The 17122-nt window shown below is 44.1% G+C and carries 19 protein-coding genes and 1 pseudogene; 7 read left to right on the top strand and 13 right to left on the bottom strand.

The window, feature by feature from the left end; all coding sequences use genetic code 11:
* Window positions 1-215 precede the first annotated feature (215 nt).
* The 3 genes and pseudogenes from ACFQNG_RS15605 to ACFQNG_RS15595 form a co-directional block, all read left to right on the top strand.
* A pseudogene (locus ACFQNG_RS15605) lies at window positions 216-1673 on the top strand (spore germination protein); the annotation flags it as partial.
* Window positions 1670-2935, top strand: a complete 1266-nt coding sequence (locus ACFQNG_RS15600; RefSeq protein ID WP_379866429.1) for a GerAB/ArcD/ProY family transporter — start codon at window positions 1670-1672, stop codon at window positions 2933-2935. The pseudogene ACFQNG_RS15605 and the gene ACFQNG_RS15600, both read left to right, overlap by 4 nt.
* Complete coding sequence (locus ACFQNG_RS15595; protein ID WP_379866428.1) at window positions 2919-4115, top strand: Ger(x)C family spore germination protein; 1197 nt, start codon at window positions 2919-2921, stop codon at window positions 4113-4115. Before ACFQNG_RS15600 ends, ACFQNG_RS15595 begins: the two co-directional genes overlap by 17 nt.
* A gap of 167 nt (window positions 4116-4282) precedes the next feature.
* On the opposite strand, the gene ACFQNG_RS15590 is transcribed toward ACFQNG_RS15595, so the two are convergent.
* The 6 genes from ACFQNG_RS15590 to ACFQNG_RS15565 all read right to left on the bottom strand — a co-directional run bounded on the left by ACFQNG_RS15590 (window position 4283) and on the right by ACFQNG_RS15565 (window position 9965).
* Window positions 4283-4765: a DedA family protein gene (locus ACFQNG_RS15590; RefSeq protein WP_379866427.1), complete on the bottom strand. Its 483-nt coding sequence runs from the start codon at window positions 4763-4765 to the stop codon at window positions 4283-4285.
* Between the two features lie 18 nt (window positions 4766-4783).
* Window positions 4784-5698 (bottom strand): lysophospholipid acyltransferase family protein, encoded by a 915-nt coding sequence (locus ACFQNG_RS15585; RefSeq protein ID WP_379866425.1) that lies wholly within the window; start codon window positions 5696-5698, stop codon window positions 4784-4786.
* A 4-nt stretch (window positions 5699-5702) separates the two neighbouring features.
* Complete coding sequence (locus tag ACFQNG_RS15580; protein ID WP_379866423.1) at window positions 5703-6476, bottom strand: GNAT family N-acetyltransferase; 774 nt, start codon at window positions 6474-6476, stop codon at window positions 5703-5705.
* Window positions 6477-6586: 110 nt separating this feature from the next.
* Entirely contained in the window at window positions 6587-6901 is a 315-nt protein-coding gene (locus ACFQNG_RS15575) for a hypothetical protein (protein WP_379866421.1), read from the bottom strand.
* A gap of 270 nt (window positions 6902-7171) precedes the next feature.
* Window positions 7172-8428, bottom strand: a complete 1257-nt coding sequence (locus ACFQNG_RS15570; RefSeq protein ID WP_379866420.1) for a threonine synthase — start codon at window positions 8426-8428, stop codon at window positions 7172-7174.
* A 1108-nt stretch (window positions 8429-9536) separates the two neighbouring features.
* Window positions 9537-9965 (bottom strand): GNAT family N-acetyltransferase, encoded by a 429-nt coding sequence (locus tag ACFQNG_RS15565; protein ID WP_379866419.1) that lies wholly within the window; start codon window positions 9963-9965, stop codon window positions 9537-9539.
* Window positions 9966-10086: 121 nt separating this feature from the next.
* On the opposite strand from ACFQNG_RS15565, the gene ACFQNG_RS15560 reads away from it, so the two are divergent.
* Complete coding sequence (locus ACFQNG_RS15560; RefSeq protein WP_379866417.1) at window positions 10087-11469, top strand: aminotransferase-like domain-containing protein; 1383 nt, start codon at window positions 10087-10089, stop codon at window positions 11467-11469.
* A gap of 139 nt (window positions 11470-11608) precedes the next feature.
* Window positions 11609-11881, top strand: coding sequence for a hypothetical protein (locus ACFQNG_RS15555; protein WP_379866416.1), 273 nt, complete (start codon window positions 11609-11611; stop codon window positions 11879-11881).
* Between the two features lie 14 nt (window positions 11882-11895).
* Here the strand turns inward: ACFQNG_RS15555 and ACFQNG_RS15550 are convergent, their stop codons facing one another.
* Both ACFQNG_RS15550 and ACFQNG_RS15545 read right to left on the bottom strand, forming a co-directional pair.
* A complete protein-coding gene (locus ACFQNG_RS15550) occupies window positions 11896-12372 on the bottom strand; it encodes a DsrE/DsrF/DrsH-like family protein (RefSeq protein WP_379866414.1) in 477 nt (158 codons plus the stop codon).
* Window positions 12373-12388: 16 nt separating this feature from the next.
* Window positions 12389-12616 (bottom strand): sulfurtransferase TusA family protein, encoded by a 228-nt coding sequence (locus ACFQNG_RS15545; protein WP_379866413.1) that lies wholly within the window; start codon window positions 12614-12616, stop codon window positions 12389-12391.
* A 294-nt stretch (window positions 12617-12910) separates the two neighbouring features.
* Between ACFQNG_RS15545 and ACFQNG_RS15540 the strand changes: the two genes are divergently transcribed.
* The gene (locus ACFQNG_RS15540) at window positions 12911-13213 is read left to right on the top strand and encodes a DUF3817 domain-containing protein (protein ID WP_379866412.1); all 303 of its coding nucleotides are present in this window, start codon (window positions 12911-12913) and stop codon (window positions 13211-13213) included.
* Between the two features lie 31 nt (window positions 13214-13244).
* On the opposite strand, the gene ACFQNG_RS15535 is transcribed toward ACFQNG_RS15540, so the two are convergent.
* Complete coding sequence (locus ACFQNG_RS15535; RefSeq protein WP_379866410.1) at window positions 13245-13442, bottom strand: hypothetical protein; 198 nt, start codon at window positions 13440-13442, stop codon at window positions 13245-13247.
* Window positions 13414-14394 (bottom strand): GAF domain-containing protein, encoded by a 981-nt coding sequence (locus ACFQNG_RS15530; RefSeq protein WP_379866408.1) that lies wholly within the window; start codon window positions 14392-14394, stop codon window positions 13414-13416. Before ACFQNG_RS15530 ends, ACFQNG_RS15535 begins: the two co-directional genes overlap by 29 nt.
* A 153-nt stretch (window positions 14395-14547) precedes the next feature.
* On the opposite strand from ACFQNG_RS15530, the gene ACFQNG_RS15525 reads away from it, so the two are divergent.
* Window positions 14548-15360, top strand: a complete 813-nt coding sequence (locus ACFQNG_RS15525) for a serine hydrolase (RefSeq protein WP_379866406.1) — start codon at window positions 14548-14550, stop codon at window positions 15358-15360.
* 198 nt (window positions 15361-15558) lie between these two features.
* Here the strand turns inward: ACFQNG_RS15525 and ACFQNG_RS15520 are convergent, their stop codons facing one another.
* The 3 genes from ACFQNG_RS15520 to ACFQNG_RS15510 all read right to left on the bottom strand — a co-directional run bounded on the left by ACFQNG_RS15520 (window position 15559) and on the right by ACFQNG_RS15510 (window position 16926).
* Window positions 15559-15816, bottom strand: a complete 258-nt coding sequence (locus ACFQNG_RS15520; RefSeq protein ID WP_379866405.1) for a hypothetical protein — start codon at window positions 15814-15816, stop codon at window positions 15559-15561.
* Window positions 15803-16351 carry a S1 RNA-binding domain-containing protein gene (locus ACFQNG_RS15515; protein ID WP_379866404.1) on the bottom strand — a complete coding sequence of 183 codons (549 nt, stop codon included), beginning with the start codon at window positions 16349-16351 and terminating at the stop codon, window positions 15803-15805. The genes ACFQNG_RS15520 and ACFQNG_RS15515 overlap by 14 nt, the downstream gene beginning before the upstream one ends.
* A 167-nt stretch (window positions 16352-16518) precedes the next feature.
* Window positions 16519-16926: a GNAT family N-acetyltransferase gene (locus ACFQNG_RS15510; protein ID WP_379866403.1), complete on the bottom strand. Its 408-nt coding sequence runs from the start codon at window positions 16924-16926 to the stop codon at window positions 16519-16521.
* Window positions 16927-17122: the final 196 nt, after the last annotated feature.

Genomic DNA, 17122 nt, shown 5'->3' with positions numbered 1-17122 from the left:
CTGCCTGATTGGGATGTTTTCTTAGGGGCGTTTTTCGCTTTTCTCATCCCGTATGTCATTAAAAAATTAGCCAACTGGATTCGCACTTGAAAGGAAGAGTGTCGATGTTTAGACGCAGGAAATTAAATAAGATTGGGAAACAGGAAAAAGCGAAATCATCTCCACAAAAGTTCATGTCCAACCAAAATGCCGACCACTGAACTTACAAGTGATTTAACCTCTTAACCTCTAATCTTGTACTCGTCAAAAATGAGATCGGCCACAATCCGGATGTCATATTTCGGCAGTTTAAACTGGGATCCACCGATCTTCAGGCTGCGGTGGTTTTTATCGATGGATTGACAGATCACGACCTGATCGACAAGATTATAAAATCACTCACGCTTGATGTTACAGAGTCCTATCCTGCGAAACAACTGCCCGGAAATATCACGGACTTTTTGAAAGATCATGTTCTGCCTGTCAGCAAAATAAAGGAAGTTTACAGCTTAAAAGATGTAGTGAAAGAGGTATTGACAGGATCTACAGCGTTTTTCGTCGATGGGGTATCTGAGGTTTTCATCCTGGGAACACAGTCCTGGAAATCCCGTAATATGGAGGAACCGATTACAGAATCGTTAGTACGCGGGCCAAGGCTCGGCTTTAATGAAACATTAGTCGACAATATTTCGCTTTTGCGGCGCGGGCTTCCCGCTTCCGAGTTGACCATCGTCCCTTATGAGGTGGGGCGGCGCACGAAGAAAAAATTGATCATCGCTTATATGGACGGAATTGCGAACCCGGATCTGGTTCAAGAGGTGAAAAGCCGCATCGAGCGCATCGACATCGATGATGTACCAGAATCCGGATACATTGAGCATTTGATTGAAGACAATTATCTGAGTCCGTTTCCGCAAGTCCAGAGTACGGAACGCCCGGACCGTGTCATGAGTGCACTCCTAGAAGGGCGGGTGGCCATCTTACTGGACGGGACGCCTTTTGCGCTTATTGTACCGCTCACGTTTTTTATGCTCTTGCAATCCCCGGAGGATTATTATTCGCGCTGGCTTCCGAGTACGCTGCTCCGGACGATGCGATTTGTGGCAGCCTTTTTTTCCCTGTTCCTTCCGGCCCTCTATGTCGCTTTCCTTTCTTATCATCAGGGATTGATTCCTACCAAACTGGCCCTTGCCATCGCAGGCACGCGGGAGGGAGTTCCGTTTCCCGCTTTAATTGAAGCTTTGCTTATGGAAACAGCGATTGAGATTTTACGGGAAGCCGGACTGCGTCTGCCCAGGCCGGTGGGCCAAACGGTCGGGCTCGTCGGCGGGCTGGTGATTGGCGAAGCCGCTGTAAGGGCGGGAGTTGTCAGTCCGATAAAGGTTATCATCGTGGCAATCACGGCGATCTCCTCCTTCGCCATCCCGATGTATGAAGCGGGAATCGCTCTGAGAATGCTGCGTTTTGCCGGCATGATCTGTGCAGGGGTGTTGGGCATATATGGGGTGATCCTCTTTTTCCTGATGATCGCCATCCATTTTGTGAAGCTGAAAAGCTTCGGTGTTCCTTATGTATCTCCGGCAGTCCCCTACCGCTTAAGCGACTGGAAAGATTTCATTATCCGACTGCCGATTTCGAAGATGAAACAGCGTCCGAAGATGATGCATCCACAGGATAAAGTGCGCCAAAAATGACTCTCAAAAAAAGGTTTCTCCAGGTTGATTACCCGTCGGAAAACCGTATGACGACTTCGCAAGCGGCTGTTGCCGTCTCCTCATTCCCGATCGGAATGGGGATTCTGTCACTGCCAAGAGCCGTAGCCATAATTCATGTTAAAGGAAGTGTACATCCGTTGATTACCCGCCCGCAAGACCGCATAAACACGATACAAGCTGCTGTAGCCATAACCTCCTTTATTCTTGGGTTAGGCATTCTGAGTTTGCCAAGAGGGGTTACCGAGAAAGCAGGAACAGCGGACGGATGGATTTCTACCCTGCTTGGTGGGGGCATTGCGATGATTATTGGGATCATGATCGCTAAATTGTGCCAGCGCTTTCCGGGAAAAACATTCTATCAATTCAGCCAGGAGATCACGGGAAAGTGGTTAGGCGGGCTGTTTAATCTCATCATGGTGATTTACTTTACATTGATTGCCGGGCTTGAAGCCCGCGGCATGTCTGAAGTAACCAAACTGTTTTTGCTCCCGCGAACGCCAAGGGAAGTGACCATTCTCACATTCATGTTTGTTGGCATATATCTGATTACCGCCGGAATCAACTCGATTGTCCGCCTCTTTGCACTTTTGTTGCCGATTACTGTCATCATTTTTTTCGTCCTTCTCGCTTTAAGCTTTGACGTTTTCGAATTCAATAACTTGCGCCCGGTGATGGGCTTGGGTATTTCACCAGTGCTCAAAGGGCTGAGTGTAACTTCATTGTCGTATATAGGCTTTGAAATCATGCTGCTGTTGGCCGCATATATGAAAGAACCGAACAAAGCCGTTCAAGCCATTCTGGTAGGCACGCTGACTCCAACTTTAATTTATACCTTCATCGTGGCGATCGTGGTGGGATCATTTGGTGTGGATGATGTAACGACATACTCATGGCCAACCGTCACTCTGTTCAGGTCGTTTGAAGTGACTGGCATCGTTTTTGAACGTTATGAAACGTTTCTCCTGGCCATCTGGATCATGGAGCTTTTTACAACCTTTGTCGGGGCTCACTATTTTGCCGCCCTCGGGTTGGCCCAACTGTTTAAAAAACAGGACCAGTTATTTAAATATGCCTTGCTGCCGGTGATCTACATCATCGCCATGACCCCGAAAAATCTCAATGACTTATTTAAGTTGGGGGACTGGATCGGTTACCTTCAATTGTTTCTGGTCATTGTGATCGTGCCAGTCCTGATGTTCGTCGCCATACTAAGGGGGAAAAAGCATGATCCGGTATCCTAAGATGCTATTTTTGTTTCTGGCATTCCTCCTCTTTACGGGGGGATGCTGGGACAAAAGAGAAATCGAGGATTTAGGGTTTATCGTAGGCATCGCTTTGGATAAAGCAAGTGAAGAGGGGCCTGAAGATGAAACGGAGGAAGTCGTCCCCGGGGAGCGCACGAAGCATGTCATCACCACGACAATGCAAAGGGTTGTTGCCAAACCATTTGCGGGAGGAGCAGAGAAAGGCGGAGGAGGCCAAGCGAAACCTTATATAAACAGCTCTGCCACCGGAGACTCCATACCTGAAAGCATCCGGGAATTGATGCTTACAGATGACCGTCTCGCTTTTGGGGAGCACGCGAAAGTGCTTGTGATCGGCGAGGAACTTGCACGAAATATGAATATGCAGCACTTGACCAATCGTTTTCTCCGCGGCTATGAAGTCAGATTAAGCCCGATCGTGCTCATCGCCAAGGGGCGTGCCAGCGAGACGTTAGAAGTTGCGGATCCAGGAGAAATACCGGCATTTCACCTGATCGGAATCGTAGATCATGAAAAGAAAACAGCTAGACTGTTACCCGCCGTGACTTTAGCAAAAGTATCGAGCAAGCTGTCGGCAAACTCCAGTTTTCTTCTGCAAACAGCCATTGTCAAAGATAAAAAGGTAAAATTTGAAGGAGGTGCCGTCATCAAGGGCAGTACCAAAAGGTTGATCGGGTTCCTGAACGAGCAGGAATTGAAAGGCCTCAACTGGCTGACCGGACGGGGAAAGGGAGACTTAGTGAAAGGGTTCGACGAACAAACCCATCGTCTCATGGTTTATGAGGCCCAGTTCATCTCAAGCAAAATCCAACCGCATGTGCAAGGAGAAAAAATCTCCTTTGACGTGGACATTGAATCAGAAGGGAGTTTGTACGAAGACTGGATCCCTGCCGGTAACGCTTTTGACAACCAGTTCTTAAAAAGAGTGGAAAAAGCCACACAACAAGAAGTAAAGCGACTCACAGGCCAAACGCTGAAAAAAATCCAAAAGCAGTACAAAGTTGATGTTGCCGGTTTTGGGGACCAGCTCAGAATCCAATATCCGCGAGTATGGCAAAAAGTAAAAAAAGATTGGGACAAAGAGTTTAGCCGCGCGACAGTGAACGTGGATGTGAAAATTACGGTGCGCGATTATCAAGCCAAGGGCGGAAAATAGTTGGAGAGAATCTCCATTTTACATGCAACAGCAAAAAAGAGGTTGTTGACAAAGAAGGTTAACAACCTCTATATTTGGCTGATCGCTGGGTCTCAAGTCATCATTGCCCAATGAATTGGCGAGCTTCTCGCTCACTTTCAATAATGCTCCAACACGAAGCTTCCTAGCTACTTGCCAATCCCATATCCGACAAACAAATAAACACTAACCCAAATGATCGTCCCGCATAAGGAACTGATGAGATACTGGTAACCATTTACTTTCAATGCTCCGGCGCTGTAGGAGACGCCCATCCGGACACCCGGGATAAAGTAGGAAACTGGGATCCCCCAAGCTCCATACTTGCGCACAAAATCAATCGAGCGTTCCCGCCTTTTGTTCATGTAACGACATTTGCGCCGAGCGGGAAACAGTTTTTGCTTGCCGAGTGAAGCAAGATAATAGTTGATTAACGAACCGGACAATACGGCGACAACAGACAAAAGGAAAGTGGGCAACAGAGCGAGCGCCCCTTTTGCGATGAGTGTGCCAACATAGAGTAACACCGCTTCATCTGGTATCGGAAACCCGATAATCCCAAGCAACAAGATAAAGAACAGTAAGGGATAACCATAGAGTGCCACCCAACTAAATAAAATCGCTTCTGTCAACCGTATCGCCCCTTTGTGTTAACATGCTTCTGATGATGTCTCCTCTTTTTCCCATCGCTCATCCGCATTAAACCAATAAAACCATTGACCAGGAGCATCTTTCACCATTTTTTCCATTTCTACATTCAGCGAATTGATCGCTTCCATCCGTTGCTTGCGATCAAATTTCTCATAAAGGTGGATCGGTTCCCCAAAGATGAGACGGTGTCGGAACTGCCGATCGCGGTAGCCCATAAACGGGACAACCGGAATCTGTTGCTCCAAAGATAAGACCGCCGCTCCGCCGGGTGTTCGCGTTTTCTTGCCGAAGAAAACGGATTCCGGAAATTGCGGGCGGTAAAAGTCTCCCAACAAGAAAACAACGCCATTGTCCTTGAGATGGGAGGTTAACTTTTTCATCATTAACAGAGGGGGCGTTTCATCATAATCGAGCCCATCGCATCCCAATCGTTGAAATAATAAGTAGAAAGGCCGAATCTCTTCACTTTGAGCCGTTACCACGGTTAAGCAAGGGTATTTCATCGATAAATACCAATAATAATAGAAAAAATTTCCTAAGTGCGGTGTAAACAAAATAGCCCCTCTCCCTTGTTCCAATACCTGTTGCAGGACTTCCTCTCCCTCTACCTTAAAACGCCAATCAAGGGATTTGTGTAGATTGGATGAATCGATCAGAATCTCATAGAGCGCAATAATGACGGAACGAAAATATTCCCTACCATAGCGGGATAACATTTGATCAGATTGATCAGGCAAAAGCTGGCGCATATTTCGCAACACCCGGGTCCGTTCTTTTTTGGCCAAAGCGTATACCGTATCGCCCAATAAGCAAAAAAACGGATAGCATACAGTTCTGGGAATCACACTAACCCACCGTTGCAACTGACTCAATCTTTTCTCGTCCGTGGTGATTTTAGCAATCCACTCGTACATGGCCTTACATGCCTCCCATAAACCGGCGTTGATATTTCTTTGTCATTTTGGCCGTTTCCAATACGACGAAAAAATCAGTCGAACGAAAGGCGGGATCGTAAATGGGCTCACCGGCAATCTGAGCGCCCAACCACTTATATCCCTTTAATAGAGGCGGAAGCTTGCGGTAGACTTCACGCATATTAAATTCGGTTTCACCTAACCGTTTCAGACCAGGAATCACATGACTGGGAAGGGGTTTGATGTTGTATCGATCCGTAATGATTCCTTCAATGCACAACATGCTGTATAACTCGTTGATCTCTCGTGTTTCGTGAATGGGTACACTAACACAGCCGACGAGATATTTATGCCCGCTCCCTTTGATATAATCGGCAATTCCCGCCCATAACAATTGGATGGCGCGCCCGTTGCGATACGCCTGATCGATGCAGCTCCGCCCCACTTCCAGCGAATCCGCTTTAAAATCAGCGAAGGCGGTCAAATCGAATTCCGTTTCGGAGTAAAATCCATTGTTTTCCACTGCCTTCTCCCCTGCTAGCATGCGATAGGTGCCGACAACTTTATCATGATCTGTATCCACCACAATCAAGTGGTCACAGAATTGATCGTATTCATCCATTTCCATTCCCGTCTCATTCACAAGGGAAGTGAGTTGTCCTTCTTCGACAAACACTCGGTAGCGTAAACGAAAAGCTTGTTCGAGTTCTTCGGCGGTTTCTGCTAATTTGACTATCAATGCACTCGTTTTCATGTCCATGGTTTCCCCTCTTTTCATAAACACAGCTCTCCTCTTTTGTACCAAACCAATGTTGGATAATTGTAAATATCTTTTGTAAATTTAGAGGGATAAGTGAATGGATCATTAATGGTTTGTAAAGAGAGCCGCTAATTTGTTTTGCTGTCGGAATGGAGCCACTCATGTAACTGACGATACGACTTGACCTTGCCGAGATTAACCTCCCCCAGTCTTGTATCAATCATCATATGAATGTCCTCTGATTCAGATAACAAAAACAATAACCAGTGCATCGTTTTTTGCGCCACAATTCCAGTATAGTTTTCCAACAGCGCTCTATGCTCTTCTTGCAAAGCTTGGCCGAGACAGGCGAATCGTTCCCCCTCCTTCATTAATCCCAAGCTTTGTTGCACGGAGCGTTCAACCGCTTTGGCGACAAACGCCCCCATCACATCAACCGCCAATGCTTCAGGTTTCTTCGTCTTTTCTGCACGCCCACTTCCTAACGGGACTCAAACCAAATTCAGATGATTTGTAAGAGTGTTATTAATCAAATTAATACATTCTAATGATAGACCATTTAAACGGTCGAGAAAAGAGGCATTTGTGAAACATAGGAAACAAAGGAAAAACTTTTGATATCTTCCGTTGAACGACTTATGTTGTATTAGAACATGAAACCATTTAGAGCAAATTCACCAGTTAATGCTGCAAGAATAACCGGAATGATTGGACTAGGGCATGTCTGGCAAATCAAGTTGATTGATAGGAGGCGGCGGAAAAACCTTTTCCCGATGAGTGCCGAAGGACAAGTGAAGCGAATGGGAAAATGGTTTTGGAGCCGCCGACATATTTATCAGACACACCCTATATCCATTTGAAGTATTAATAATAAGTATTTTATCCTCTTCTGTTACCTTTTTTTCTTTGATGAGTTGTTTTAATGCCCCTAGGGTTATAGCTGATGATCGTTCCACATAGATTCCGTGTTTAGCCAAATGTTCTTGTTCCAACTCTACTTCATCATTTGGAGGTGATATGGCATCATTATCGAAATATTGAATCGCTTTTATAGCTTGATAGGTTACTCTTGTACCACTTAAAGAAGGAGTACGTACAGTTTCCCCTTCAAAGAAGTTCAAGTAGTTTGCTCCATCTAATACTTTTTTTAATCTTGGAAATGGCTCTACAGCGATGAGTTTGGGTATTTTTGCTATATACCCCATCTCCTGAGCTTCCATAAACCCTTGCCATATTCCCCAAAGCAGATCTCCACGTGAAGAACTAGGGATAAGAATCTTCGACGGCATATCATCTTTTTTCTTTTCGATAATTTCATAAGAGATCGTTTTATATCCTTGTAAGCCAAAAGGATTACTTCCTACAGCATGAAAAAAATCAGTTGCTGGAAACCATTCCTTACTATTTATTAGTTCGGCAATATATGTTTTATCATAAACCAACTTAGATCCTGTTTTTTCCATTGCCTGTTTCCAAATCGGGTTAATATTTGGAGAAGTAAAGATGACACATTTAACTCCTCCTCTTGCTGCATATGTTGCAATCGAAGCTCCAGCATTACCAGTTGATGATACAATGACACCTATTTTCTTGGTAGATATTGCATGTGCAACGACAAGTGGACTCATTCGATCTTTATGAGATCCAGTTGGATTTTGACCTTCATTTTTTAACCATAGAGATTGAATACCCAATTCCTTAGCTAAGTTATCTAAGCAAATAAGAGGCGTATCTGCTTCCCCAAGTGTTGGAAAACTTAAATATGGTAGCAGTGTATGATATCGAAAGAGACCTCTTTCATGTTCATTCAACTCAAGTTTCTGTTCTTTATATTTAAAGGTAATGTTGGATGGAGTTCCATCTTGAAAGCATTTTGGACAACCATTGTGATCTATTTGTTCATATAAATTAAATATAGATTCACACCGGAGACACACTAAGTGATTAATATTCGGATTTAATTCATACATGATTTCACATCCTTTCACCCACTAGGGATTGTCTGATAAATATGTCAGCGGATCCAAAACCGTTTTCCCAATCGCTTCACTTGTCCTTCGGCACTCATCGGGAAAAGGTTTTTCCGACGCCTCCTATCGATCAACTTGATTTGCCAGACACGCCCTATATTGTCAACGTAACACAACCTTATTTATAAGAAAAGTTGAGTTATTTAGTCTCGTCCTTTCTTATGAACAATTCTTCCAAGATCCAATATGAAATGTTATGGGCCATTTCTATATCACCAATGTCATTGGACAACTTTGAAGATCTGTCAAACACCTAACAACCATACTGGTGGCGACCAGCAGATTTACCAGTCAAGGTATACGCATTCTCATTTGTGCTGAATAAGAATGGCCATCTCGTTTCATAACGGGCATTGATGATCTAAAAGTACATCCGGTGTAAGTCATCCCAGATAAAAACCTCTGCATGGATGACTTTAATGGCTTTTGTTTTAGATTTTGTTTGTAATAAAAACCAATTTGTCTGGTCCGGCTAACTTTGAAGTATTTACAGAACAAGTCTCGGAAAACTTCGGTAAAATCATTAGCTTAATGCTTCAAGAATTGAAGAGAAAGAGATGAAAGAATGCCATCAGCGTACCCGGCAAGCATAACCGGTTCTTTTCTCGGTTACGAACGTGTATAATAAACACAAACATACATTCGCGTTTGGGGTGGTATCATGTTGAAGGACTTGAAACGATACCTGAATACCGGCATTCTTGTCGACATCATTTATATGGACCGAAACGAGCAATTCACAAAAAGGACTGTTAGGCTCAAAGAGATAAGCGGAGAACGCGTTAAGGCTTACTGCTTCACACGACATGCTACTAGGGTATTCAAGATAGAGAATATTTTAGCCGTATTGCCTTCAGCAAGAGTAAGAACCCCGGCCTAATACATTCGATGTCTTTAACCCGTAGAAGGATTAAGAAAAACATTTCTAAAAAAGTTCCTCGGGGTCTTTCAGAATTTGTTAGAACCAACAAACACCCGTACCCCAAGGGACGAGTGTTTGTTGAATCTACCCTAATTTAACCTTGCTTTATTAAGTTTTCGTTTGGAATCAAATGTTTTTGGTTTTTTCTGCGGGCCGTCTGCTCATCATTTCTCTTCGTTCAAATCCATATTGTTCGTAAAGGCCGTGAGCATCACGGGTGCCCAATATCATTAGGGTATGGCGGACGGCTTCATGCTCCACCAGAATTTGCATCAACCATTTACCTAATCCTATTCCCCTATGGTCCGGATGAATGATGACATCACAAATCCACGAAAATGTGGCGTAATCTGTAACCACCCGCATGAATCCGACTTGTTCCGATTCGTTGTAAACACCGAAACACAATGAATTTTCTATGCTCTTTTCAATCCGGTCTCTTGTTCGATCGGCGGCCCAATAGCTTGATTGCAATAGCGCATGAATGGCATCCAACTCCAACAAGTCCTTGCAGTCGCTGATACGATATGGTAAACATTTATGCTGCCACTCCATCTGTATCCCCCTAAATAGTTATTGTTTTTGATTTTTTTAGTATAATCGATACAGATTCATCTAAAAACATTTATTTTCTTGATCTGTACCCGTACAGATCAAGAAATATTAAGGAGATCCAATGGACAAGAAATACGAAATAATAAAGGGATTCATTCAAGATCAGATACGTTCTGGAAAGATCAAAGCTGGCGGTAAGCTGCCATCCATACGGGAAATATCCAACCAATTCGCATGCAGTAAAAACACGGCTATTCGCGCTTATGATGAACTTGAGAAGGACCACCTTATCTATTCGGTCCCCAAAAGCGGTTACTTTGCAGTGCTTCGTTCATCAACTATCAACCACCAACCTTCAGGACTAATCGATTTTTCCTCCGCTTCACCGGATCCGGATGTTATGCCATATGAAGATTTTCAGCACTGTCTTAACCGTGCCATTGAGCTATATCAAGACCAGCTTTTTTCTTATTCGGACCCACAGGGGTTCTTTTCCCTTCGGATGGAACTCGAGAAGCACCTGGCTAGATCGCAAGTGTTTGCAAAACCAGAGCAAATATGTGTTGTTTCTGGATCGCAACAAGCACTTCATCTACTGACGGTCATGCCTTTTCCAAACGGCAAAAGCACCATCCTTGTGGAACAGCCTACCTATTATGGTATGCTTCGAACGATCAATCTCCTTGGGGTTACCGCCATCGGCATTAGGCGTACCAAGGACGGCATTGATCTGGAAGAGCTAGAACGACATTTCCGCAGCAATCATATCAAGTTTTTTTATACAGTCCCTCGTTACCATAATCCACTTGGAACGAGTTACAATCAGGAACAGAAAAAACAAATCGCCCGGTTGGCTGAGAAATATGATGTTTACATTGTAGAAGATGATTATTTGGCTGATTTAGAAATAAATCCCAAAGCAGACCCTATTTACAGCTATGATTTATCCGCACACACCATATATGTCAAGAGCTTTTCCAAAGTGATGCTACCTGGCCTGAGACTGGCGGCGGCCGTCTTGCCGAGATCACTGATGGAAACGTTCCGACTCTTTAAAGCTTCTTGTGATTTGAGCTCGCCCGTATTGTCCCAAGCGGCCCTTGAAATTTACTTGAACTGCGGCATGTTCTACAGACACACGGCTTATATGCGTGAGCGTTATCGGATACGTATGGAAGCATTACGAAACGCATGCAATCACCTCCTTCCTCCAGAAATCGACGTCAATGTGTCGGAAGGTGGCATCTTTGCGCAAATCATCCTTCCTGACCAAATTCCCGCAATGGATCTGACAACAGCTCTCAAACAACAAAATGTACTTATGATGCCAACAGATTTATGTTTTCTGCAAACATTTCCAAAAGACAATGGTATTAGAATCAGCATCATCCACACCAACGAAGCGCAGATCGAAAGCGGCATCCGCTTGATCGGCAAAGCCACTGAGAAGCATTTGCTGCACCAAAAAACGCCTCAAACAACTTCAGTGATTGATTGGGTATAAATATAGAGAACAGCCGATTAGATAGGATAAGGCAAGCTTAATGAATCCAAACAGGCGAACTGTTTCCGACATAAATAACCCCCATTCAGCATAAGAATAAGCTGAGTGGGGGTTATTTATCGGGTCAAGGAGGCGTACCATGAGTCATTTATTCTGTTTGCTCCCAGGTGAACAAGCAACGATCTCTTGTGGCGCTTCACCCTTTTTGTTCCGAATCGATATCCTGATAAGGCCGAATGATGCCATTCACATCGTCCGTAGTGATCATGGAGCACGACTGGAACGTCATTCAGAAGATTTAGGGTGTAGTACCATCTCCGTACCGGACCGTTCCCTAGTATATATCCGTTGTTCGTCCCAAGAACGGGACTTTTCCATTATTGACATTAACCCACAGGAATGCGGGAATTGATTGTGCTCAGTTTCTCAAACAAATAGATTAATATTTCCCGCATTTGCTTCTGAGATATAGGTGGCCACCCCTGCATATTCCAGACCATCAATCAGTTCCTCTTTTTGAATTCCAAGCACTTCCATCGACATCGTACAGGCAATGAGCTTAACATCCAATTCCTGAGCCAATTGGATCAATTCATCAAGGGTAGCGACATTCTTCTTTTTCATCGTCGCCCTCATCATGATGGGACCCAGCCCTCCGAAATGAAGTTTGGATAATCCCAATTTTTGGGGTCCGCGAGGCAACATCCAACCAAACATCTTGTCCATCCATGATTTTTTTACAGGAACAGCTTGTTTTTTTCGCAAGATATTCAGTCCCCAAAATGTGAAGAACATGGCTACCTGATTCCCCATCGCCGCAGACCCGGTCGCGATAATAAATCCGGCCAGGGCTTTATCCAAATCACCGCTAAATACGACAAGCGTTGTTTTTTTATCACCCATGGGATGCCCCTCTCTTTTACCCTTTTTTGACCCAGAAGCAATAAGCTTCGGCGATCGTTTGTTGTTTCACAACAGTATGGCCATTTGCTTTGGCCCACGCGGGAATGTCTTGGAGTGAACCCGGATCCGTCGTATGTAGTTCCAAAATCTCGTCAGCGGCTAATCCGTCAATCGCGCGCTTGGCTTTCACTAGGGGAAGAGGACATTGCAAACCTTTACAGTCAATTACTTTATGAGCCCCCACATCATCGCACCCTTTCGTTTTAAATATATCTGTGGAAATAGAGAAAACTGCCCAATGTCAGGATACCGGATAGAGATTTCTGACCGTGTGAACGAATGTATTCAACAACTGTCAATCAAATTTAAATTTTTAAAAATATAACGCGTTGTTACCATCATAAATAAGAAGAAACCATTCTGTCAATAAAATATTGTCTTGTGTATCTGATGACTTGGAGAAAAAGACACAGTTTGTTAAAATGTTCACAATCATTGACTGAGTATTTTATGGTTAACTTAATGCTGAGGTGATCTAATGCTTAAACAACCCATCGGTCGTCTACGTGTCATTGGTTTTCTTGAAGGAATATCTTATCTCATCTTATTATTCATCGCCATGCCGCTAAAGTATTTAGCCGGTTACCCCATGGCGGTGACGATTACAGGCGGGTTGCATGGACTATTGTTCGTTCTCTTTATCGCCGCCGTGATCCATGTTGCCTTTGTCCACCGTTGGTCCATGAAGCAGATATTCGGGGCGTTGGTCGCTTCCGTCATCCCATTTGGCACATTTGTATTGGACAACCGCTTAAAACGTCATCCCTCTCATGCGGCGTAAAAGATGGGTGCTGATTGACACCCATCTTGTTTTATTCTCCCAAATCCTCCCATTCATTCCGGTGTTGCTTGACAAATCGCAAATACTTTTCTTTCACTTGCAGCCGCTCATCATCAAATAGCCCATTTTTCATCAAATGCACAAACTGCCTTCTTGTGATGGAGCCTTCTCGATAAAGTCGGTTCAACCGTCTGCGTTCTTCAACCGGAAGTTTGTGTATCAGGTCCATTTTCCGACTCCTTCCGTTTTCTCAGATCGATGTAGATAAGTGGATAAATGAGGCTGGCAAACAACATGGCTCGCTCTATTTCTATTTTCTCATAAGCGTTTACGGGCATCCCTGTGATAGATAATACCCCGATGGTCTTTCCCTCTAGCGTACCCGCTTTGATGGGCACACATAAGATGGATCGGTACACCTTGCGGGAGAGCTCTTTACGATCATACTCATACTCTACCGATTCCACATCTGGCACATAATAAACTTCATTTGTACGGTACGAGACACCCGCAGAGCTTCCCATGATCGGAGGTTGGTATAATTTCACCCGATGCGAATGGCCGCTTGAATGGGCATAATGAACCAGGACATCTTCCTCAGGGTGTTTGACATGGATAATTACGCGCGGATTTTTCTCGCGAAAATCTTTAAAGGTATTCACTAAATAATCCAGAAGATTCATGAAAATATCATCGCGATTTTGGCGAAAATGCTTTTCTTCTACCAAGGCAGCGGCAATTTCGTCCGCGGCGTACATGATTTGCGACATCGTGTAAGTCTCATCGTCATAGCGGTTGTCAAGTTCTTCATACAGTTCTTTCAATGTCTTAATTTCTTGTGACATCTTGACCAAGCTTTTTTTCTGTTTTTCGATCATCCCTTCTTTCTCTTTAACCAGTTCTAGCAGATCTTGCCGTTCCTGTTCCAATAAGACGACCTTTTTCTCAAGTTCTTCATTTTCTTCCCTGCATCGTTCCAACTGAATGAGCGCCATCTGTCCGCCCTGATCCATCTCATCCAAGCTTCGGCCCATCCAATCGTTTTTTCCCGTGGCAAAGCGATAGATATGGATCACCAACATGGCTACCAACCCAATGGCCACGATATATGCGAGAAAATCAAGGAACCAACCTGAGCTCTTATCAAAAATCTCCGCTAACTTGATCAGATCCTCCGCCATATTCTCTCCCCTTACACTCGGCGTCAACAACATAGTCAATCAACTTGTACAACCTAAAAAGATGACCTATCACAATTATATCGAATATTATATTTTTTTAACAATAAAAACAAGTCATATTTATGGGGTAATAAATGACAGAGGTGAACTGCCATGACTTTTAAACGATTAGCTCAACATTTAGAACAATGGAAAAGGGAAGCCGTTGGAAGTTGGGGTGTATGGATCGAAGATTTAACCAGTGCCGAAACTTGGACTTGGAATGAAACCGAGTTATTTTATGCGGCAAGCATCATAAAGGTTCCAATCATGGTTGCCGTCTACAAACAAGCCTTTGCAGGACGTTTGGCTTTGGCGGATGAGATCATCCTGACGGCGGAAGACCAAGTGGGAGGCGCCGGGGTTCTTCAGCATCTGTCTCCTGGGATAAGGCTATCGGTGCAAGATTTAACCACACTGATGATCATCCAAAGCGACAATACGGCGACCAATATCCTCATCGATCTGCTGGGAACGGAGATTATCCGCGAAACACTGAGCGAACTCGGCATGAAACAAAGCAGTTTTTATAATAAATTAATGATCGTTCCAGCCGCATCAGAAGGCTTGAATATGATCACCGCGGCAGATATCGCCCAATGCTACCGTAAATTGGCGCGCGGAAAAGCAGTCTCCCATCATGCCAGCCGTCAAATGGTGGAAATCTTAAAAAAACAACAACTCCGCGATTGCTTCCCCGCTTTCTTGCCCAATAATCAAGACGACATCGTGGGTTCGTTGCCCAAGTGGGAGTTGGCCCACAAGACTGGTACGGTCACCCGAACCCTGCATGATACCGGCATTTTATATGTGGGATCGCACGCGATCTTGATGGTGGCGCTCAGCCGTGATTGTGACTACCATCAGGCGCAGCCGCAAATAAGTCGGTTAGCCCAGTTGGTGCATCAAGCATACAGTGACCAATAAATGACAAAAAACCTCCAGGCAGAGAAAGAAATCTGCTTGGAGGTTTTTTCTTTTAACAAGAAGTACTGTTGCTCCTGGTGGTAAGAAATCCCCGCCTCTTCATGCGGAGGGAGGTTCATGTCTTCACCCAAATTTATGGCGGATCAAATATTGCGGATCATTTATCGTGTTCCTATTTATATCCAGATAGACTAGGGACTAATCTTTCGCTTCCATCCACATCCCCTTCACTATTACAGACTTAATTACCCAACTATCCTCATCCTTCACACATGGAAAGCGAATATCCTGGGTGGGATGATAAAGGTAGAGATGCCGATCGGTTTGCAACAAAACATGGCATTCACAGATTAATTGTTCAATTTCTTGGCCGGACAATTTCTTCCCCAACCGTTCCTCCAAGCGCTCGCGCAAGTGGCGGGAGAAATGAAAGCGACGGTGGCTAAAGACGATCACCAGCCTGCTCCACTTCCTTTAGAAAGTGGTATACTAAGTCCCGCTGAAAATCCGGAAGCGCTTTCATCATTGTTATGGTAAAGTGGAAAACGCCCATTTCCTTAACTAATTCATTGATTTTCTTCTTTGAAATTTCGGAAACCAAACCAAACTCCTTAGAGAAAAAGGCTATAATCTCATCTATTTCTTCTTTAGGCAGTTTCTTTTCAGGCAATTGACTTTTCATCTCTTTGAGCAAGGCAAACGGACTTTCCTTTTCAGCCAAATACATCAATGAAAGTTCCAGTTTATTATATTCTTTAATCTGTTTCACCTGAGCCTCCAGCATGTGATTCACTTCCAGTTGGATTTCTTGAGGGATTTGCGAGATGTGAATAAGCCCCGACACAAGATGGCGATCCCTGGTCACCACAAATGCACCATAATCAACGAGTTTCGTTACTCGGACAGGCACGATTTCACCTTCATCATAGGGAAGTCCCTGTTCGTGGCGTTCTTTATTTAAATATTGCGAAATTCTTTCGTCAATGCTCATATATCTCTCCTCCGTCTCTGTAGTACTTTTCATTATATAGGAAAGGCCAACGTTCGTAATAGAGGGTAATTTGTTTTTTTGCATAAAGGATTTCTCTTGAGATAAACAGAACCCCCTCCCTATTGCTATACCCGATAGGAACAAAATAAAGCCCCAAACCAGAGGCTTTACATAAACAAATGCATTCCGGGTCCATCGATGGGACGTTCAACGAAGCCAAACTTCTCATAAAAGCCTTTTTTGCCTCTGGCGCAAGCAAGTTGAACCCAACGCACTTCATTCTCCTTACAATAAGCCAACAACCTCTCTAAGATATGGCGTCCGATTCCCTTTCCTTGGTGAGAAGGCGTCACAATCATATCTGTGATAAACACTTGATACCCTCCATCCGACACGATCCTGCCCATTCCAATCAACCGTTCTTCCGGATCATAAGCGCACACAATATGCCAACTGCGGGTGATGCCTTGATAGATTCGATCTTCATCAAAACGACCACTTTCATTCCAACCGGTCGTACGATATAGATTCAAAAAAGAAACTTTATCCGGAATTGTATGTCGATAACGAATCAATGCATAGCCACCTCAATTCTTAAGGTTTCAACTTATTAATACGGATTCTTTTCAATCCATTTTATCCTAAGACACTTTCCGCCGCGAGTCTCCGCAATGGATGGATCGTAGCGAAAAAGCCCTCCATCAAGGAGACTGATGCAAAAGCATAACATGATTTGTAAAAGTGCCTTCGGGCACTTTTTTTGTTACACTG

It is taken from the genome of Laceyella putida (assembly GCF_042665195.1).
Taxonomy (GTDB): Bacteria; Bacillota; Bacilli; order Thermoactinomycetales; family Thermoactinomycetaceae; genus Laceyella; species Laceyella putida.
The sequence above is the reverse complement of the archived record's forward strand: the minus strand, read 5'-3'. Positions and strand labels throughout refer to the sequence as shown.

What these genes read in the sequence shown, in the direction of transcription:
- ACFQNG_RS15550 (WP_379866414.1), bottom strand. Translation starts at nt 12,372, where the DNA reads ATGGGTGATAAAAAAACAACGCTTGTCGTATTTAGCGGTGATTTGGAT.
- ACFQNG_RS15560 (WP_379866417.1), top strand. Translation starts at nt 10,087, where the DNA reads ATGGACAAGAAATACGAAATAATAAAGGGATTCATTCAAGATCAGATA.
- ACFQNG_RS15600 (WP_379866429.1), top strand. Translation starts at nt 1,670, where the DNA reads ATGACTCTCAAAAAAAGGTTTCTCCAGGTTGATTACCCGTCGGAAAAC.
- ACFQNG_RS15535 (WP_379866410.1), bottom strand. Translation starts at nt 13,442, where the DNA reads ATGGACCTGATACACAAACTTCCGGTTGAAGAACGCAGACGGTTGAAC.
- ACFQNG_RS15585 (WP_379866425.1), bottom strand. Translation starts at nt 5,698, where the DNA reads ATGTACGAGTGGATTGCTAAAATCACCACGGACGAGAAAAGATTGAGT.
- ACFQNG_RS15525 (WP_379866406.1), top strand. Translation starts at nt 14,548, where the DNA reads ATGACTTTTAAACGATTAGCTCAACATTTAGAACAATGGAAAAGGGAA.
- ACFQNG_RS15570 (WP_379866420.1), bottom strand. Translation starts at nt 8,428, where the DNA reads ATGTATGAATTAAATCCGAATATTAATCACTTAGTGTGTCTCCGGTGT.
- ACFQNG_RS15540 (WP_379866412.1), top strand. Translation starts at nt 12,911, where the DNA reads ATGCTTAAACAACCCATCGGTCGTCTACGTGTCATTGGTTTTCTTGAA.
- ACFQNG_RS15555 (WP_379866416.1), top strand. Translation starts at nt 11,609, where the DNA reads ATGAGTCATTTATTCTGTTTGCTCCCAGGTGAACAAGCAACGATCTCT.
- ACFQNG_RS15530 (WP_379866408.1), bottom strand. Translation starts at nt 14,394, where the DNA reads ATGGCGGAGGATCTGATCAAGTTAGCGGAGATTTTTGATAAGAGCTCA.
- ACFQNG_RS15565 (WP_379866419.1), bottom strand. Translation starts at nt 9,965, where the DNA reads ATGGAGTGGCAGCATAAATGTTTACCATATCGTATCAGCGACTGCAAG.
- ACFQNG_RS15595 (WP_379866428.1), top strand. Translation starts at nt 2,919, where the DNA reads ATGATCCGGTATCCTAAGATGCTATTTTTGTTTCTGGCATTCCTCCTC.
- ACFQNG_RS15580 (WP_379866423.1), bottom strand. Translation starts at nt 6,476, where the DNA reads ATGAAAAGAGGGGAAACCATGGACATGAAAACGAGTGCATTGATAGTC.
- ACFQNG_RS15515 (WP_379866404.1), bottom strand. Translation starts at nt 16,351, where the DNA reads ATGAGCATTGACGAAAGAATTTCGCAATATTTAAATAAAGAACGCCAC.